This window comes from Streptomyces sp. ATCC 21386 (genome assembly GCF_018728545.1).
GTDB lineage: Bacteria > Actinomycetota > Actinomycetes > Streptomycetales > Streptomycetaceae > Streptomyces.
The window spans coordinates 7924483-7942922 of sequence record NZ_JAAVVL010000001.1 but is presented as its reverse complement, the minus strand read 5'-3'; the positions used below and the strand labels follow the sequence as shown (position 1 = coordinate 7942922).

Genomic DNA, 18440 nt, shown 5'->3' with positions numbered 1-18440 from the left:
TGAGGCCTATTCGTCCGAACTTTCTCAGGGAGCCGCTCAGTGGGGGCCATTCCGACGCAACGGGAGACCGCGTCCTGCGCGCCCGATGCGCCCGCGCGCGTCGGGGCGGAGGCGCTGTCTGCCGGATCCGCGTACGCGGGCGCGGACCGGCGCACGGTGGTGCACGTGTCTCTGCCCGGCGGACCGCTCGCGCCGGGAGCCGCCCGGCGCTTCGTCGGCAGCACGTTCGCGGAGTGGGCCGAACTCGACCTGCCGGGCGCCGCGGCCCTCTCCGCCCGCCTCGTCGAGGACGCCCTCGTCGTGGTCAGTGAGCTGGTCACCAACGCGGTCGTCCACGCGGGCACGGATGTCGAGCTGTTCTGCCGTCTGGGGCGTGACGACCCGGCCTCCGCCGGGTGGCTGCTCGTCGAGGTCTCGGACCACCATCCCTCCCGGGCGGTACGGGACGAGGGCGCCGAACGCCCCTACCTCGTCGAACGGCCTTACGGGGCCGCCGAGTACGGACGCGGCCTGCGCCTCGTCGCGGCGCTCTCCGAAGCCTGGGGGATCACCTACCGGACCGGCACGAAGACCGTCTGGGCCCGGCTGTCGGTCGACGGGGCGATGGCGGTGGAGGACGCGTTCGAGGCGTACGCCGGTGACGGGTCCGGGATGGGGGCAGAGGCCGCGCAGGCGTACGCCGGTGCCGCGGATGTGCGGCGGATCGACGATGCGCCGGCGTACGCCGGCGCGGAAGACGCGCGAGAGCCCGGCGGTGCGCGGGCGTACTCCGGTCGCGTCGGAGACGGCGTCGAGGGCGCCGGTGAGCAGGGCCCGGACCCGGTCGATCTGATCGCGCCCGCACCCCCGGGTGGTGGGGAGCGCGACCGGGAGTGGTTGAACCGGGGCGCGCTCTCCTTCCTGGCCGAGGCGTCCGACCTGCTCGCCGGGCAGCTCGACGAGGATCTGGTCGCCGCGCTCGCCGGGCAGCTGCTGGTGCCGAGGCTGGCCGACTGGTGCGCGGTGTGGCTGGAGGACGAGGGGCTGGGCTGGCGCGGCGGCGACGGGTCGCTGGGCCCCGCGCCGCGGCTCGCCCGCGTCTGGCACGGCAGCGAGAACCGCATCGAGGAACTGCGCCGGGCCCTGGAGAGGAACCCGCCGAGACTGCCCGATTCCGTGCGGTCGAGGGCGGTCCCCGTCCCGTGGCCGGAGCCGGACGGGGAGGATCGGCCGGTGGGGGCGAGTGCGGGCGGGGCGTCCAGGGCTGGTGCCGAAGGGGCGTCGGGGGCGGGTACGGGCGGGCCGGTGCAGGAGCCTGACTGCGGGGCGGAGAGAGAGCGTGACGGCGGCGCCTTGCGGGAGCGTGACGCCGGACCCGCGCGGGAGCGTGAAGGCGGGCACGTGCGGGTGCGTGACGACGGGCACGTGCGGGAGTGCGACGACGGGCCCGTGCGGGAGTGCGACGACGGGCCCGTGCGGGAGTGCGAAGGTGGGGCCGCGCTTGCCTATCGGCTGATCGCCGGAGGGCGGCCGCTCGGGACGCTCGTCATCGGGCGGGCCGGGCTGCTCCGGTTCCCCGACGAGGTGACCGGGCTGGTCGAGGACCTCAGCCGACGCATCGCGCTGTCCATCGGCGCGGCCCGCCAGTACGCACGCCAGGTGACCATCAGCCGGGTGCTCCAGCGCGGCCTGCTGCCGGGCGCGGTCGCCGAGATCCCCGGGGTGTCGAGCGCCCTGGTGTACGAGCCGTGCGACAAGGGCGGACCCAGCGGCGACTTCTACGACCTGTTCCCCGCCGGCCGGGGCCGCTGGTGCTTCGCGATCGGCGACGTCCAGGGCAAGGGCCCGGAGGCCGCCGTGGTCATCGGTCTCGCCCGGCCCTGGCTGCGGCTGCTCGCCCGCGAGGGCTACGGCGTGGCCGACGTGCTCGACCGCCTCAACCAGCTCCTCCTCGACGACGCGACCGAGGCCGCCGACGCCGCCGCCCGCGCCCTGGTCACCGCAGGCGACCCCGGCCTCGTCGACCCCGACGCCTCCCAGACCCGATTCCTCTCCCTCCTCTACGGCGAGCTGGTCCCCGTCCCCGGCGGCGTCCGCTGCACCCTCGCCTCCGCCGGGCACCCGCTGCCGCTGCTCCTCGGCCCGGACGGCGACGTCCGCACCGTGGCCGAGCCACAGACGCTGCTGGGCGTGATCGAGGACACCGAGTACGTCTCCGAGACGTTCGAGCTGCGCTGCGGCGACACGCTGCTCTGTGTGACCGACGGGGTCACCGAGCGGCGCAGCGGCCCGCGCATGTTCGACGACGGCGACGGCCTCGCCACGGCGCTCTCCGGCTGCGCCGGCCTCGACGCCCAGCTGATCGCCGAACGCATCCGCCGCCTCGTGCACGAGTTCGGCGAACGGCCACCGGACGACGACCTGGCGCTCCTGGTGCTGCGGGCGGAGTGACGACCGCCGCAGCCGGCGACGGGAACCGTCGGCCGGGCCGTGCTGGACAATGGAGGACATGCCTTCCGCACTCCCCGACGGTGAGCCCGTCCCCGACGACGGGGCGCTGCCCGCGCACGCCCTGGCCGACGCGGCCGAGCGGCCCCTCGGGTTCTATCTCCACGTCCCGTACTGCGCGACCCGCTGCGGCTACTGCGACTTCAACACCTACACCGCCACCGAGCTGCGCGGCACCGGCGGCGTCCTCGCCTCCCGCGACAACTACGCGGACACGGTCGTCGACGAGATCCGCCTCGCCCGCAAGGTCCTCGGCGACGACCCGCGTCCCGTCCGTACGGTCTTCGTCGGCGGAGGCACGCCCACGCTGCTGGCCGCCGACGACCTCGTACGGATGCTGGGGGCGATCCGGGAGGAGTTCGGGCTCGCGGAAGACGCGGAGGTGACGACGGAGGCGAACCCGGAGTCGGTCGACCCGGCGTATCTGGAGACCCTGCGCGCGGGCGGCTTCAACCGGCTCTCGTTCGGGATGCAGAGCGCGCGCCAGCACGTGCTGAAGATCCTCGACCGTACGCACACACCGGGGCGCCCCGAGGCGTGCGTGGCGGAGGCGCGCGCCGCTGGCTTCGACCACGTCAACCTCGACCTGATCTACGGCACGCCCGGCGAGTCCGACGACGACTGGCGGGCCTCCCTGGACGCCGCGCTCGGTGCCGGGCCGGACCACATCTCGGCGTACGCCCTGATCGTGGAGGAGGGCACGCAGCTCGCTCGGCGCATCCGCCGGGGCGAGGTCCCGATGACGGACGACGACGTGCACGCCGACCGGTATCTGATCGCCGAGGAGACGCTCTCGGCCGCCGGGTTCGACTGGTACGAGGTCTCCAACTGGGCCACGTCCGAGGCCGGGCGATGCCTCCACAACGAGCTGTACTGGCGGGGCGCCGACTGGTGGGGCGCGGGACCGGGCGCCCACAGCCACGTCGGCGGCGTCCGCTGGTGGAACGTCAAGCACCCCGGCGCGTACGCGGGCGCGCTGGCGGCCGGGCGCTCCCCTGGCGCGGGGCGTGAGCTGCTGTCGGACGAGGACCGCCGGGTCGAGCGCATCCTGCTGGAACTGCGGCTGCGGGAGGGGTGCCCGTTGTCGCTGCTGCGGGAGGAGGGGCTGGCCGCGGCGGGGCGGGCACTCGCCGACGGATTGCTGGAGGCGGGGCCGTACGAGGAGGGGCGCGCGGTGCTCACGCTGCGGGGGCGCTTGCTGGCGGACGCGGTGGTGCGGGACCTGGTGGACTGATCACTCGCGTGGGTGAATCGGTGCGGAACGGGGGTTCGGTACCTAACCTGGTTCGTAGGCTGCCGCCGTAATTGCACGGTGGCGGAAACCGGAGGGCTGCGGAGATGACCGCTGTGGACGACCGACCGATGACCACCGACATCGTGAAGTTCTTCGAGAGCTTTGAGTTTCCCGAAGGATTCAAGGTCGAGCTCCTCCGGGGGGAAATTGTGATGATGGCGGGGCCGGACGTGGCCCACAACGACATCCTGGAGGCGGTTGTGGACCAGATCCCCCGCCAGCAGTGGCGGCGACTGCAAACCCAGGACATCGCGATGCTCGAAGAGACCAGCGAGCCGCAGCCGGACCTGGTGGTGATTGAACGCGGCGCTGGACCAGGCCACGGGAGGCTGATGCCGTCCGAGGTCATCACCTTGCTCCTGGAGGTCGTCTCCAAGACGAGCGTGGCTCGCGACTATGGCGTCAAACGGTCGATCTACGCGGCGGCAGGGGTGCCCGCCTATTTCATCATCGATCCCGTCATGGCCCAGTGCGTACTGCTTACTGAACCGACTGGCCAGGGCGAGGACGCGGACTACAGGTGCCAGCGCATCACCAAGTTCGGCGATCTCACTCCGCTGGAGCCCATCGGCATCGAGCTGGACACGAGCGAGTTCGCCGTTTACGAGAACGTCAGGCCTCACCGCTACCCGTGACGAAGTCGATCAGTTCCTCCACCCGGCCCAGCAGCTCCGGCTCCAGGTCCTTGTAGGACCCCACCCGCCCCAGAATCGCCTGCCACACCGCTCCCGTGTTGTCCGACGGCCACCCCAGCGCCCGGCACACCCCCGTCTTCCAGTCCTGCCCCCGCGGCACGCGCGGCCATGCCTCGATGCCCACCGAGGACGGCTTCACGGCCTCCCAGATGTCGATGTACGGGTGGCCCACGACGAGCGCGTGCTCGCTGGTCACCGACGCGGCGATGCGTGACTCCTTGCTCCCCGGGACCAGGTGGTCGACCAGGACGCCGAGCCGCGCGTCCGGCCCCGGTGCGAACTCCTCGACGATCGCGGGGAGGTCGTCGACGCCCTCCAGGTACTCCACCACCACGCCCTCGATGCGCAGATCGTCGCCCCACACCTTCTCGACGAGCTCGGCGTCGTGGCGGCCCTCGACGTAGATGCGCCCGGCGCGGGCGACACGCGCGCGGGCGCCCGGGACGGCCACCGAGCCGGATGCCGTACGACTCGGCCGCGCCGGGGCCGAGGCGGCGGGGCGGACCAGGGTCACCACCCGGCCCTCCAGCAGGAACCCCCGCGGCTCCAGCGGGAACACCCGGTGCTTGCCGAAGCGGTCCTCCAGCGTCACCGTGCCCGCCTCGCAGCGGATGACCGCCCCGCAGAACCCGGTGGTGGGCTCCTCGACGACCAGACCCGGATCGGCCGGGACCTCGGGGGCCGGCTTCGGCTTCTTCCAGGGCGGGGTCAGGTCGGGTGAGTACTGGCGCATTCGAGTGACGATAGGAGAAGCCGCGCCCGGATGCCCCCGCACTCAGTCCGACACGCCGAAGCGACGTGCCAGCGCGTCGCGTTGGGCCCGGACGAACGCCGCGTCCACCACCGCCCCGTGCCCGGGGACGTACAGCGCGTCCTCGCCGCCGAGGGCCAGGAGCCGGTCCAGGGCGGCCGGCCAGCGGGACGGGATCGCGTCCGGGCCCGCCTGCGGTTCGCCGGACTCCTCGACCAGGTCCCCGCAGAACACCACCTCCCGAGCGCCCTCCGACACCAGGACCGCGAGGTCGTGGCCGGTATGGCCGGGGCCCACGTTCGCCAGCAGCACCCGGACGCCGCCGCCCAGGTCGAGCGTCCACTCGCCGGAGACCACGTGGCGGGGGAGGACGAGGAGGTCGGCGGCCTCGGTGGCGTCCGACGGGGGCAGACCGTGGTGCACGGCGTCCGCGCGGAGGGCGTCGCGGTCACGGGTCAGGACGCCGTCGATGCCCACCGCGCCGAAGACCTCCACCCCGGCGAACGCGGCCGCCCCGAAGACATGGTCGAAATGGGGGTGGGTGAGCGCGAGATGTGTCACACGGGCGCCACCGAGCAGTCGGCACGCCTCGGTACGCAGCCGTGCGCCCTCCCGCACGCTGGAACCCGCGTCGATCATGAGGGCCGCACCGTCCCCGGCCACCAGTCCGACCGTGCAGTCCCAGCCGGGAAGGCGGCACCGTCCGACCCGTGGCGTCAATCCCTGCCACCCGCACTCTTCCCAAGTCACCGTCATGCGCCGACGCTAGCTGTAGCACCGCACGGACCGGTGAAGGAGGGTGCCGGGGAGGTCGTCGAGCAGCGGTCGTGAGCCGTCGCACAGACGGGGCGACGGGCTGTGGCAAGGGCCACCGAGGTTGATCGCCGTGGGCGGTTCGGAGTCGACCACGGGTGGTCGTACCCGTCGGTAGGAAGTGCGCCGACACGCGCCCCGGTGGTGGCCGGACCGGGGCCCGACATCGCAGGACAGGTCGGTACACGTCGGCATCACATGGCTGGACCGGCCTTGCCGGGGGCGTACCCCACCGCCGTACACTGGGCGGGGAGTGTTGGCACTCGCCCGGGGTGAGTGCCAAAGGGGAGTCACACAAGAGCGAGCTGGAGGTGTGCGCGATGCTCAGTGAACGCAGGCTCCAGGTGCTGCGCGCCATCGTCCAGGACTACGTGGGCACCGAGGAGCCGGTCGGTTCCAAGGCGCTCACGGAGCGGCACAACCTGGGGGTCTCCCCGGCGACCGTCCGCAACGACATGGCGGCGCTGGAGGACGAGGGCTTCATCGCCCAACCCCACACCAGCGCGGGCCGCATCCCCACGGACAAGGGGTACCGGCTCTTCGTCGACAAGCTGGCCGGCGTCAAGCCGATGACCCCGCCCGAACGGCGCGCCATCCAGAACTTCCTGGACGGCGCGGTCGACCTCGACGACGTGGTGGCGCGGACCGTGCGGCTGCTGGCGCAGCTGACGCGGCAGGTCGCCGTCGTGCAGTATCCGTCGCTCACACGGTCGACGGTGCGGCACGTGGAGCTGCTGTCGCTGGCCCCCGCCCGGCTGATGCTCGTGCTGATCACGGACACCGGACGGGTGGAACAGCGGCTGGTGGACTGCCCGGCGCCGTTCGGAGAAACGTCACTCGCGGATCTTCGCGCCCGGCTGAACAGCAAGGTCGCGGGCCGCCGGTTCACCGACGTGCCCCGGCTGGTCGAGGACCTGCCGGAGGCGTTCGACGTCGAGGACCGGGGGACGGTCGCGACCGTGCTCTCCACCCTCCTCGAAGCACTCGTCGAGGAGAGCGAGGAGCGGCTGATGATCGGCGGAACCGCCAATCTCACCCGCTTCGGACATGACTTCCCCCTCACCATCCGGCCCGTTCTGGAAGCCTTGGAGGAGCAGGTCGTCCTCCTCAAGTTGCTTGGCGAGGCCGGGGATTCGGGCATGACCGTACGCATCGGTCATGAGAACGCGTATGAGGGACTCAACTCCACGTCCGTCGTCTCCGTCGGCTACGGTTCGGGCGGCGAGGCAGTAGCGAAGCTGGGCGTGGTCGGACCTACGCGCATGGACTATCCGGGAACGATGGGAGCGGTACGAGCGGTGGCACGGTACGTCGGACAGATCCTGGCGGAGTCTTAAGTGGCCACGGACTACTACGCCGTGCTCGGCGTGCGCCGCGACGCGTCCCAGGACGAGATCAAGAAGGCGTTCCGGAGGCTCGCGCGCGAGCTGCACCCGGACGTCAATCCCGATCCGAAGACCCAGGAGCGGTTCAAGGAGATCAACGCCGCCTACGAGGTGTTGTCGGACCCGCAGAAGAAGCAGGTCTACGACCTCGGCGGCGACCCGCTGTCCCAGGCGGGCGGCGGAGGCGCGGGCGGCTTCGGCGCCGGTGGCTTCGGGAACTTCTCGGACATCATGGACGCGTTCTTCGGCACGGCGTCCCAGCGGGGTCCGCGGTCGCGTACGCGCCGGGGCCAAGACGCGATGATCCGGCTGGAGGTCGACCTCGACGAGGCGGCCTTCGGCACGACGAAGGACATCCAGGTCGACACGGCCGTCGTCTGTACGACGTGCAGTGGCGAGGGGGCCGCTCCCGGCACCACCGCCCAGACCTGTGACATGTGCCGTGGGCGCGGTGAGGTCTCGCAGGTCACGCGGTCCTTCCTCGGCCAGGTCATGACCTCCCGGCCGTGCCCGCAGTGCCAGGGCTTCGGCACGATCGTCCCGAACCCGTGCCCCGAGTGCGCGGGCGACGGGCGGGTGCGGTCGCGTCGGACGCTGACGGTCAAGATCCCGGCCGGTGTCGACAACGGCACGCGCATCCAGCTGGCCGGTGAGGGCGAGGTCGGGCCCGGTGGCGGTCCCGCCGGTGACCTCTACGTCGAGATCCACGAGCTGCCGCACCCGACGTTCCAGCGGCGCGGCGACGACCTGCACTGCACGGTGACGATCCCGATGACGGCGGCGTCCCTCGGTACGAAGGTGCCGCTGGAGACGCTGGACGGGCTGGAGGAGGTCGACATCCGCCCCGGCACGCAGTCCGGGCAGTCGATCCCGCTGCACGGCCGTGGTGTCACGCATCTGCGCGGTGGTGGGCGGGGCGACCTGATCGTCCACGTCGAGGTGCAGACGCCGACGAAGCTGGATCCCGAGCAGGAGGCGTTGCTGCGGCAGCTGGCCGCGCTGCGGGGTGAGGAGCGGCCGACGGGGCAGTTCCAGCCCGGTCAGCAGGGACTGTTCTCCCGGCTGAAGGACGCGTTCAACGGGCGCTGAGCGGGGTGCGTTGTCGGGCGCGGCCCGGTGGGACTTCTCGCGCAGTTCCCCGCGCCCCTGAAAAGCACGGGCTGCGCCCCGTGCTTTTCAGGCCCGCAGGGCCTGGTCCTTTAGGGGCGCGGGGAACTGCGCGACCAGCCCCCACCTACCCGCACCCGACGAACACCCCCCCCGCCCCCGATTCGGCTGCGCCCAGAGCGCATGGCACCATGCCGTCATGTCCTCCGCACTGACCGATCTCGTCCCGCTCCCGATCGTGCAGGCCCCGATGGCGGGCGGTGTGTCCGTGCCGCGGTTGGCCGCCGCCGTGTCCGAGGCCGGCGGGCTGGGGTTCCTCGCCGCCGGGTACAAGACGGCCGACGGGATGTACCAGGAGATCAAGGCGCTCCGGGCGCTCACCTCCCGCCCCTTCGGCGTGAACCTGTTCATGCCGCAGCCGGAGTACCCCGGTGCAAGCACCGGCTCCACCGGAGCGGCTGACGCCGCGCCCCCTGCTGCGGCCGCCGTCGAGGTCTACGCGGAGCAGCTCGCCGGTGAGGCCACCTGGTACGACGCAGAGCTGGGCGACCCGGACAGCGGACGCGACGACGGCTACGAGGCCAAGCTCGCCGTGCTGCTCGACAATCCGGTGCCCGTGGTGTCGTTCCACTTCGGCTGCCCGACGCCCGAGGTCATCGAGTCGTTCGCCCGCAAGGGCACCCTCACCCTGGTCACCGCGACCTCGGCGGAGGAGGCGCAGGCCGTGGAGCGGTCCGGGGCCCACGCCGTGATCGTGCAGGGCGTCGAGGCCGGCGGCCACCAGGGCACCCACCGCGACGACCCCGAGCGGGACCGGGCGGGCATCGGGCTGCTGTCGCTCGTCGCCCAGGTCCGCGAGGCCGTGGCGCTGCCGATGGTCGCGGCCGGCGGCATCATGCGCGGCAGTCAGATCGCCGCCCTCCTGACGGCGGGCGTGAGCGCGGCCCAGCTCGGCACGGCCTTCCTCGCGACCGCCGAGTCCGGCGCGCACGCCGTGCACAAGCAGGCCCTGACCGACCCCCTCTTCGTCCGCACCGAGCTGACCCGGGCCTTCTCCGGCCGTCCGGCCCGCGGCCTGGTCAACCGGTTCCTGCGCGAGCACGGCCCCTACGCTCCCGCCGCCTACCCGGAGGTCCACCACCTGACCTCGCCGCTGCGCAAGGCCGCCGCCAAGGCCGGGGACGCGCAGGGCATGGCGCTCTGGGCCGGGCAGGGGCACCGGATGGCCCGGGAACTGCCGGCCGGTGAACTGGTCCAGGTGCTGGCCGCCGAGATCGCCGCCGCGCAGGCGGCGCAGGCTTCCGCCCAGGTCGGGAACGAGGGACGATGACCGCACCGGTGTTCGTGGTCGACTCGCTGGACCTGCCGGACGGCAGTGGCGGCGAGCTCGTCCTCGACGGCCCCGAGGGGCGGCACGCCGTCTCCGTGAAGCGGCTGCGGGCCGGTGAGGACGTCGTCCTCACGGACGGGCGCGGACGCTGGGCGGAGGGGATCGTCAAGGCCGCCGAGGGCAAGGACCGGCTCGTGGTCATGGACCTGGAGACCGTGCACGAGGAGCCCCCGGCGCAGCCCCGGATCACCGTCGTCCAGGCGCTGCCCAAGGGCGACCGGGGCGAACTGGCCGTCGAGACCATGACCGAGGTCGGGATCGACGCGATCGTGCCCTGGGCGGCCGCCCGCTGCATCACCCAGTGGAGGGGCGACCGGGGGCTGAAAGCCCTCGCCAAGTGGCGGGCCACCGCCCGGGAGGCGGGCAAGCAGTCCCGCCGGACACGGTTCCCCGAGGTCGCGGACGCGGCCACGGGCAAGCAGGTCGCGGAGCTGCTGGCGAAGGCCGACTTCGCCGCGGTCCTGCACGAGAGCGGCGACGAGACACTGGCCACGGCCGAGCTGCCGACGGCCGGGGAGATCGTGCTCGTCGTGGGGCCCGAGGGGGGCGTGTCGCCGGAGGAGCTGGCACTCTTCGGCGAGGCGGGCGCGGGGGCGTACCGACTCGGGCCCAGTGTGCTGCGCACGTCGACCGCCGGGACGGCGGCCGGGGCGTTGCTGCTGGGCCGAACCGGACGCTGGTCCTGACCGCCACCCGGTCCCGACCGGTGTCCCCGAACCCTCTGGGAGCATCGTGGAACTCGCCCAAGTAAGGCTGCTCGTCACCGACTTCGCCGTGTGTTACCGCTTCTACGCCGATGTGCTCGGGTTGAAGCCCCAGTCCGGGGCGGTCGACGGGCCGTACGAGAGGTTCAGTCCGGCCGTCGGGTCCGCGGGGATCGCCCTGCAGGACCGGGCGATGATGGCCGAGGTGCTCGGGGAGCTGGCCGACGAGGCGAACGGCCACCGGTCGCTGGTCGTCCTACGGGTCGACGACCTCGACGCCTACTGCGAACGGATCACCTCGTTCGGCGTACGGCTCCTGCCCGGTCCCGCACGTATGACCGACCGTATGCGGGTGGCCCATCTCAAGGACCCCGAGGGGAACTTGGTCGAGCTGCAGGAATGGCTGCTGATGAGCGGCTGACACGCCTCGCCCGCGCCCCAGGTCCCGGCGGCTTGTCCGCATGCGGTCTTCCGCACCGCCGCGGGCGGTGGCAGGCTGCCGGACATGGGGGCATGGAGGCGTGTCAGGGCGTACCGGTCGGGCGGGCGTCGGCTCCTGCTGGGAGCCGGCCTCGGTGTCTGCGCGGTCGTGGGTCTGGTGGCCTGCGAGGGCGGCGGGCTCAACACCGGCGCGGTCGCGTTCACCACGGACCAGCTCGCCACCGAGGAGCTGGAGCGGGAGGGCCTCGACGTCCGGTGGCTCACCTGCACGGCGTCGTACGACAGTGACGGCAAGGGCGGGGAGGGCGGCGGGAAATCCGCGTCGCCGTCCTCCTCGGTCGCCACCGTCGCGAAGGTCGACTGCACCGGCGAGGACAAGGAAGGCCGGGAGATCACCGTCACCGGGAAGGTGACCAAAGAGGTCAACGGCAGGTGCGTACGCGGCGATCTGACCGCGAAGCTCGGCGGCAAGGAGTGGTTCCACGTCGAGGGGCTCGGCAACTGCGACGCCCCGGAGTCCGACCGGCCCGGCCGACCCGGTCAGCCGGGACCGACCGCGACGGTCACCGTCACCCAGACCATCTGGTGCCAGAAGGACCCGGCGTGCGTGCCCGAGGGCAAGTGAGGCCACGCCCGGAGCGGACGCTGTTGGTAAATCCGGGGGCCTGCGTGACGACGGCCTGCACGACCCCGTTGGGGTTGTGCAGGCCGTCGTCATGTTCGTGGGGTGGGTTCGTGTCGTTGCGTGGGGTGGATCTGGCGGAGATTCCGGAGGAGACCGCGCGGCTGGCGCGTGCGGTGTTTCCGAAGGGGTGTCTGGTGATGCGGGTTCGGGATGCGCTCGGGCCGGTCTTCGCCGATGCCGACTTCGAGGAGTTGTTCTCGGCGCGGGGGCGGCCGGTGGTCTCGCCGGCGCGGCTGGCGCTGGTGTCGGTGTTGCAGTTCGCCGAGGGTCTGACCGACCGGCAGGCTGCGCACGCGGTCCGTTCGCGTCTGGACTGGAAGTACGCCCTGTCGCTGGAGCTGGCCGACGTGGGGTTCGACTTCTCCGTGCTCAGCGAGTTCCGGGCCCGGCTGACCGAGTCGGATGCGGGCCGGGCGGTGTTCGACGCGGTGCTGACGGCCGCCGGGGAGGCCGGGCTGGTCAAGGCGGGTAACCGGCAGCGCACGGACGCCACCCATGTACTGGCCGTGACCAGGGATCTGAGCCGGCTGGAGTTCGTGGTCGAGACACTGCGGGCGGCTTTGAACCAGATCGCCGAGGCGGCCGGGGACTGGCTGATGGGGTTGGCTGCGCCGGAGTGGTTCGACCGGTACTCGGCGCGTCCGGAGGACAGCCGTTTCCCGTCCCGGTGGGCCGCCCGGATCGAGCACGGCGACCAGTGCGGGGCCGACGGCACGGTGCTGCTGGAAGCGGTCTGGTCGACATCGGCACCGCCCGGCCTGCAGCGTCTTCCCGCGGTGGAGTTCCTCCGCCAGACCTGGGTGCAGCAGTTTCACCGCGTCGACGGCACCGTGCGCTGGCGGGAGCCGAAGAACACCCCGCCCGGCCTGATCCGCTTACGCACCCCGCACGAGCCCGGGGCCAGGACCGGAGCGAAGCGCGATCTGGCCTGGTCCGGATACAAGGTCCACCTCAGCGAGACCTGCGAGCCCGACGCCCCGCACCTGATCACCCACATCCACACCACCCCGGCACCGGTGACCGACAACGCCGTGCTGGAGGACATCCACACCGCCCTTGCCGACCGCCAACTGGTGCCGGACGAACACCTGCTGGACGCCGGATACGTCGACGCCGAGCAGATCCACCACGCCCGCCGCGATCACAGCATCACCCTCGTCGGACCGGTCGGGAAGAACACCATCCGGCAACAGGCAACCGGCGACGTCTTCGACAGCACGCGCTTCACCGTCGACTGGGAGCAACGCCAGGCCGTCTGCCCCGGCGGCCACACCAGCGTCCAGTGGAGAGACGCCCAGAGCCACCGCGGCACCCCGGTCACCCGCGTCCGCTTCGCCGAACGCCACTGCACCCCCTGTGAACTGCGGACTTCCTGCACCACCGCCGAAACCGGCCGCAATCTGACCCTGCGCCCCAAAGCCGAACACGAGATCCTCCAGCAGGCCCGCACCGAGCAGGACACCCACCACTGGCGCCGCCGCTACGGACACCGCGCCGGCGTCGAGGGCACCATCTCCCAAGGCGTCCAGGCATTCGGCCTGCGCAGATCCCGCTACCGCGGCCTCGCCAAAACCCGGCTGCAACACCACTTCACCGGCGCCGCCATCAACCTCGCCCGCATCGATGCCTGGCTCACCGGCAGACCGCTCGCCCGCACCCGCACCTCACCCTTCGCAGCACTCCGCCCCGCTGAATGAGATCCAGCGGGGCGGATTTACCAACAGCGTCCGGAGCGGACCGGGCCCGCCCGCCGGCAACTGGGGCCCGGTGCGAGGGACATGATCCAAACCCCTCCCCATCAGACCGGACGCTGCTTAAAGTGACTGGGTGACTCAGCTCGCGTATTTCCGGTATCCGCACCTGCACGGCGACCTGGTCGCCTTCACCGCCGAGGACGACGTGTGGGTCGCGCCTCTGGACGGCGGCCGTGCCTGGCGGGTCAGCGCGGACAACGTACCCGTCAACCATCCGCGGATCTCTCCGGACGGCACCACCGTCGCGTGGACCTCCACCCGGGACGGGGCGCCCGAGGTGCACATCGCGCCCGTCGACGGAGGGTCCGCCAAGCGCCTGACGTACTGGGGGAGTTGGCGCACCCAGGTGCGCGGCTGGACACCCGACGGTCAGGTTCTCGCGCTCACCACCCACGGCCAGGCCAGCCTCCGGCGGAGCTGGGCGCGCGCCGTGCCGCTCGACGGCGGACCGGCCACCACCCTCCCCTACGGGCCCGTCGGCGATGTCGCCCACGGGCCCGCCACCGTGCTGCTGTCCGCGCCGATGGGCCGCGAGGCCGCATGGTGGAAGCGGTACCGGGGCGGCACCGCGGGCAAGCTGTGGATCGACCGGTCCGAGGACGGCGGTGACGGCGGTGACGGCGCCGGGGCGGCCGGGGAGTTCGAACGCCTCCACAGCGAGCTGGACGGCAACCTCGAATACCCGATGTGGGTCGGTGAGCGGATCGCGTTCCTCTCCGACCACGAGGGCGTCGGAGCGCTCTACTCCTCCCTCGCCGACGGCTCCGACCTGCGCCGTCACACCCCCGTCGACGGGTTCTACGCCCGGCACGCGGCCACCGACGGCACCCGTGTCGTGTACTCGTCCGCCGGTGAACTGTGGCTGCTGGACGACCTGGACGGCGCCGAGCCGCGCAAGCTCGACATCCGGCTGGGCGGGCAGCGCGTCGACCTCCAGCCCTTCCCGGTGAACGCCTCCCGCTGGTTCGGCTCCGCCTCGCCCGACCACACCGCCCGCGGCAGCGCCGTCTCCGTGCGCGGCTCGATCCACTGGATCACCCACCGCTCCGGCCCCGCCCGCGCGCTCGCCGCCGAGGACGGCGTACGGGCCCGGCTGCCCCGCACCTTCCGCGTGGAGGGCGAGGAATGGGTGGTGTGGGTGACGGACGCGGAGGGCGACGACGCCCTGGAGTTCGCCCCGTCGACCGGCGTCGGCCCCGGCGCCACCCCGCGCCGGCTCGCCGCCGGACAGCTGGGCCGCGTCCTCGGGCTCGCCGTCGCCCCCGACGGCAGCCGGGTCGCCGTCTCCGCGGACGACGGCCGGGTGCTGCTCGTCGAACGGGAGACCGGCGAGGTACGGGAGGTCGACCGCAGCGAGGACGGCGAGGTGACCGGGCTCGTCTTCTCGCCCGACTCGGCCTGGCTGGCCTGGTCGCACCCGGGTCCGCGCCCGTTGCGCCAGCTCAAGCTCGCCAACACCGCCGACCTGTCCGTCACCGAGGCGACCCCGCTGCGCTTCCAGGACTTCTCGCCGACGTTCACGCTCGACGGCAAGCACCTCGCCTTCCTCTCCGCACGCGCCTTCGACCCGGTCTACGACGAACACGTCTTCGACCTGCACTTCGTCAGCGGCGCCCGCCCGCACCTCATCACGCTCGCGGCGACCACCCCGTCCCCCTTCGGACCGCAGCGCCACGGCCGGCCGTTCGATGCGCCCGACAAGGACGAGACACCGGACAGCGAGGGCGCCCCCGCCACCCGGATCGACCTCGAAGGGCTCGCCGACCGGATCGTCCCCTTCCCGGTCGAGGCCGCCCGCTACTCCACGCTGCGCGCCGCCAAGGACGGCGTGCTGTGGCTGCGCCACCCCGTCACCGGCGTCCTCGGCCATCTGCGGGCCACTCCCGACGACCCGGACCCGAAGACCTCCCTGGAGCGGTACGACCTCGCCCAGCGGCGCCTGGAGTACCTGGCCTCCGACGCCGACCACTTCGCCGTCAGCGGCGACGGCAAGCGGGTCCTGCTGTGGACCGACGGCAAGCTCAAGGTCGTCCCCAGCGACCGGCGCGCCTCGGGCGACGACGACAGCGACAGCAACATCACGGTCGACCTGTCCCGGGTCCGGCGGACCGTCGACCCGGCCGCCGAGTGGCGCCAGATGTTCGACGAGACCGGCCGGCTGATGCGGGACAACTTCTGGCGGCCCGACCTGGGCGGCGTCGACTGGTCCGGCGTCCTCGACCGGTACCGGCCCGTCCTGGAGCGGGTGGCCACCCACGACGACCTCGTGGACCTGCTCTGGGAGGTACAGGGCGAGTTGGGCACCTCCCACGCGTACGTCACCCCGCGCGGCCGGGGCGGCTCCGGCGACCGGCGGCAGGGGCTGCTCGGGGCGGACATCTCCCGGCACGAGGACGGGCCCCAGGGGACTCCGCTGTGGCGCATCGACCGGGTGCTGCCGTCGGAGACCTCCGACCCGGACGCGCACTCGCCGCTCGCCGCGCCCGGGGTCGCCGTACGGGCCGGGGACGCGATCATCGCGGTCGGCGGGCAGCCGGTCGACCCGCTGACCGGGCCCGGGCCACTGCTCGTCGGCACGGCGGGCAAGGCGGTGGAGCTGACCGTGCTGCCGGCCGGGGGCGGCGATCTCCGGCATCCGGTGGTGGTGCCGATCTCCGACGAGGAGCCGTTGCGCTACCACGCGTGGGTGGCGGACCGGCGGGCCTACGTCCACGAGAAGTCCGGCGGCCGCCTCGGGTACCTGCACGTCCCCGACATGGTCGGCTCCGGCTGGGCCCAGCTCCACCGCGACCTGCGGATCGAGGTCGCGCGGGAGGGGCTGGTCGTGGACGTCCGGGAGAACCGGGGCGGGCACACCTCCCAGCTCGTGGTGGAGAAGCTGGCCCGGCGGATCGTCGGGTGGGACCTGCCGCGGGGGATGCGGGCGAGCAGCTACCCCGACGACGCGCCCCGGGGGCCCGTCGTCGCCGTCGCCAACGAGTTCTCCGGGTCGGACGGGGACATCGTCAACGCGGCGATCAAGGCGCTCGGGATCGGTCCGGTGGTCGGTACGCGGACGTGGGGCGGGGTCGTCGGGATCGACAGCCGGTACCGGCTGGTCGACGGGACGTTGGTGACCCAGCCGAAGTACGCGTTCTGGCTGGAGGGGTACGGGTGGGGGGTCGAGAACCACGGCGTCGATCCCGACGTCGAGGTCGTGCAGGCGCCCCAGGACCACGCGGCCGGCCGAGACCCCCAGCTCGACGAGGCGATCCGGATCGCGTTGGAGGGGTTGGAGTCGACGCCGGCGAAGACGCCGCCCGCGCTGCCGGAGGCGTGAGGCCGCGGGGGTGCGCTGCCGGGTGCGGGTGCGGGTGCGGGTGCGGGTGCGTGGGGGCTGGTCGCGCAGTTCCCCGCGCCCCTGAAAAGCAGGGGCTGCGCCCGCTGCTTTTCAGGGGCGCCGTCGGGCGCCTCGCAGGCCACGGGGCCTGGTCTTTCAGGGGCGCGGGGGAACTGCGCGAGAAGCCCCACCGGGCCGCGGACGAACCACCTGCGAGCGGGGTCGAAGGGGCGCAGCCCCTGGGACGGGAACGGGTAAGGGCGGCGGGGGCGGAATTCGCTCGATAGCATGCCCGGGTAGAAGAAGATCACCGGTGGCTGGAGGGAACGTATGGCTGGGGAGCCGCAGGACGACTGTCTGTTCTGCAAGATCGTCGCGGGCCACGTCCCCGCGACGATCGTGAGGGAGACGGACACGACGGTCGCGTTCAGGGACATCAACCCCCAGGCACCGACCCACGTCCTGGTCATCCCGAAGGCGCACTACGCGGACGCCGCGACACTCGCCGCCGCCGCCCCCGACCTCGCCGCGGACGTCCTGCGCGAGACCCGGGCCGTCGCGGACGAGGACAAGCTGGAGAGCTACCGCATCGTCTTCAACACCGGCACCGGCGCCGGCCAGACCGTCTTCCACGCGCACGCGCACGTCGTCGGCGGTCGCGGCCTGCAGTGGCCCCCCGGGTGACGAGCCGTGTCCGTACGTGAACTGGTGGTCCTCGGCACCGCCAGCCAGGTCCCGACCCGGCACCGCAACCACAACGGTTATCTGCTCCGCTGGGACGCCGAGGGGCTCCTCTTCGACCCCGGCGAGGGCACCCAGCGGCAGATGCTGCGCGCCGGGGTCGCCGCCCACGACCTCAACCGCATCTGCGTCACCCACTTCCACGGCGATCACTCGCTGGGGCTGGCCGGGGTGATCCAGCGGATCAACCTCGACCGGGTCCCGCACGACATCACCGCCCACTACCCGCGCTCCGGGCAGCGGTTCTTCGACCGGCTGCGGTACGCCACCGCGTACCGGGAGACGGTCCAGCTGACCGAGGCGCCGGTCGAGGGCGAGGGCGGAGTGCTGGCCGTCACCCCCGGCTACACCCTCGACGCGCACAAGCTCTCGCACCCCGTCGAGTCCTACGGGTACCGCCTCGTCGAACCCGACGGGCGCCGGATGCTGCCCGAGCGGCTCGCCGCGCACGGCATCAAGGGGCCGGACATCGGACGGATCCAGCGGGAGGGCGAGATCGGCGGCGTCCGCCTGGAGGACGTCAGCGAACTGCGGCGCGGACAGCGGTTCGCGTTCGTCATGGACACCCGGTTGTGCGACGGGGTCTACGCCCTCGCCGACGCGGCCGACATGCTCGTCATCGAGTCCACCTTCCTCAATGAGGACATCGAACTAGCCGTCGAGCACGGTCATCTGACGGCTGGTCAGGCCGCCTCCGTCGCCCGGGACTGCGGGGTACGGCATCTCGTCCTCACCCACTTCAGCCAGCGGTACACCGAACCCGAGGAGTTCGAACGGCAGGCGCGGGCCGCCGGGTTCGAGGGAGAGCTGACGGTGGCGCACGACCTGCTGCGGGTGGCGCTTCCGAAACGGCGCTAGAGCGGCCGTACGATGC

At 72.6% G+C, this 18440-nt stretch carries 15 protein-coding genes; 13 read left to right on the top strand and 2 right to left on the bottom strand.

Features of this window, described 5'->3' with window-relative positions; genetic code table 11:
- The first annotated feature begins 39 nt into the window (after positions 1–39).
- From GWK25_RS34065 to GWK25_RS34055, 3 genes are all read left to right on the top strand, one after another.
- On the top strand, positions 40–2430 hold the full coding sequence (locus GWK25_RS34065; RefSeq protein ID WP_215455391.1) for an ATP-binding SpoIIE family protein phosphatase: 2391 nt from the start codon (positions 40–42) through the stop codon (positions 2428–2430).
- A gap of 58 nt (positions 2431–2488) precedes the next feature.
- On the top strand, positions 2489–3721 hold the full coding sequence (gene hemW, locus GWK25_RS34060; RefSeq protein WP_215455390.1) for a radical SAM family heme chaperone HemW: 1233 nt from the start codon (positions 2489–2491) through the stop codon (positions 3719–3721).
- 104 nt (positions 3722–3825) lie between these two features.
- Positions 3826–4416: a Uma2 family endonuclease gene (locus GWK25_RS34055; protein WP_215455389.1), complete on the top strand. Its 591-nt coding sequence runs from the start codon at positions 3826–3828 to the stop codon at positions 4414–4416.
- Here GWK25_RS34055 and GWK25_RS34050 read toward each other — a convergent pair.
- Together GWK25_RS34050 and GWK25_RS34045 are read right to left on the bottom strand one after the other, a co-directional pair.
- Positions 4394–5209 (bottom strand): DUF3097 domain-containing protein, encoded by an 816-nt coding sequence (locus GWK25_RS34050; protein WP_215455388.1) that lies wholly within the window; start codon positions 5207–5209, stop codon positions 4394–4396. The two genes, GWK25_RS34055 and GWK25_RS34050, sit on opposite strands and share 23 nt — an antisense overlap.
- Positions 5210–5251: 42 nt before the next feature.
- A complete protein-coding gene (locus GWK25_RS34045; protein WP_215455387.1) occupies positions 5252–5983 on the bottom strand; it encodes an MBL fold metallo-hydrolase in 732 nt (243 codons plus the stop codon).
- A 377-nt stretch (positions 5984–6360) separates the two neighbouring features.
- Between GWK25_RS34045 and hrcA the strand changes: the two genes are divergently transcribed.
- From hrcA to GWK25_RS33995, 10 genes are all read left to right on the top strand, one after another.
- Positions 6361–7377 (top strand): heat-inducible transcriptional repressor HrcA, encoded by a 1017-nt coding sequence (hrcA, locus tag GWK25_RS34040; protein WP_184894198.1) that lies wholly within the window; start codon positions 6361–6363, stop codon positions 7375–7377.
- Complete coding sequence (gene dnaJ / locus GWK25_RS34035; RefSeq protein WP_215455386.1) at positions 7378–8514, top strand: molecular chaperone DnaJ; 1137 nt, start codon at positions 7378–7380, stop codon at positions 8512–8514.
- Between the two features lie 217 nt (positions 8515–8731).
- Positions 8732–9862: a nitronate monooxygenase gene (locus GWK25_RS34030; protein WP_215455385.1), complete on the top strand. Its 1131-nt coding sequence runs from the start codon at positions 8732–8734 to the stop codon at positions 9860–9862.
- Entirely contained in the window at positions 9859–10608 is a 750-nt protein-coding gene (locus GWK25_RS34025; RefSeq protein ID WP_215455384.1) for a 16S rRNA (uracil(1498)-N(3))-methyltransferase, read from the top strand. Before GWK25_RS34030 ends, GWK25_RS34025 begins: the two co-directional genes overlap by 4 nt.
- Before the next feature lie 46 nt (positions 10609–10654).
- Positions 10655–11047: a VOC family protein gene (locus tag GWK25_RS34020; protein WP_215455383.1), complete on the top strand. Its 393-nt coding sequence runs from the start codon at positions 10655–10657 to the stop codon at positions 11045–11047.
- Between the two features lie 84 nt (positions 11048–11131).
- The gene (locus GWK25_RS34015; protein WP_251829156.1) at positions 11132–11692 is read left to right on the top strand and encodes a hypothetical protein; all 561 of its coding nucleotides are present in this window, start codon (positions 11132–11134) and stop codon (positions 11690–11692) included.
- Positions 11693–11802: 110 nt separating this feature from the next.
- Positions 11803–13449, top strand: a complete 1647-nt coding sequence (locus tag GWK25_RS34010; protein ID WP_215448706.1) for an IS1182 family transposase — start codon at positions 11803–11805, stop codon at positions 13447–13449.
- Between the two features lie 130 nt (positions 13450–13579).
- Positions 13580–16825: a S41 family peptidase gene (locus GWK25_RS34005; protein WP_215455382.1), complete on the top strand. Its 3246-nt coding sequence runs from the start codon at positions 13580–13582 to the stop codon at positions 16823–16825.
- Between the two features lie 330 nt (positions 16826–17155).
- Complete coding sequence (locus tag GWK25_RS34000) at positions 17156–17509, top strand: HIT domain-containing protein (protein ID WP_215455381.1); 354 nt, start codon at positions 17156–17158, stop codon at positions 17507–17509.
- Positions 17510–17515: 6 nt separating this feature from the next.
- Positions 17516–18424 carry a ribonuclease Z gene (locus GWK25_RS33995; RefSeq protein ID WP_215455380.1) on the top strand — a complete coding sequence of 303 codons (909 nt, stop codon included), beginning with the start codon at positions 17516–17518 and terminating at the stop codon, positions 18422–18424.
- Positions 18425–18440: the final 16 nt, after the last annotated feature.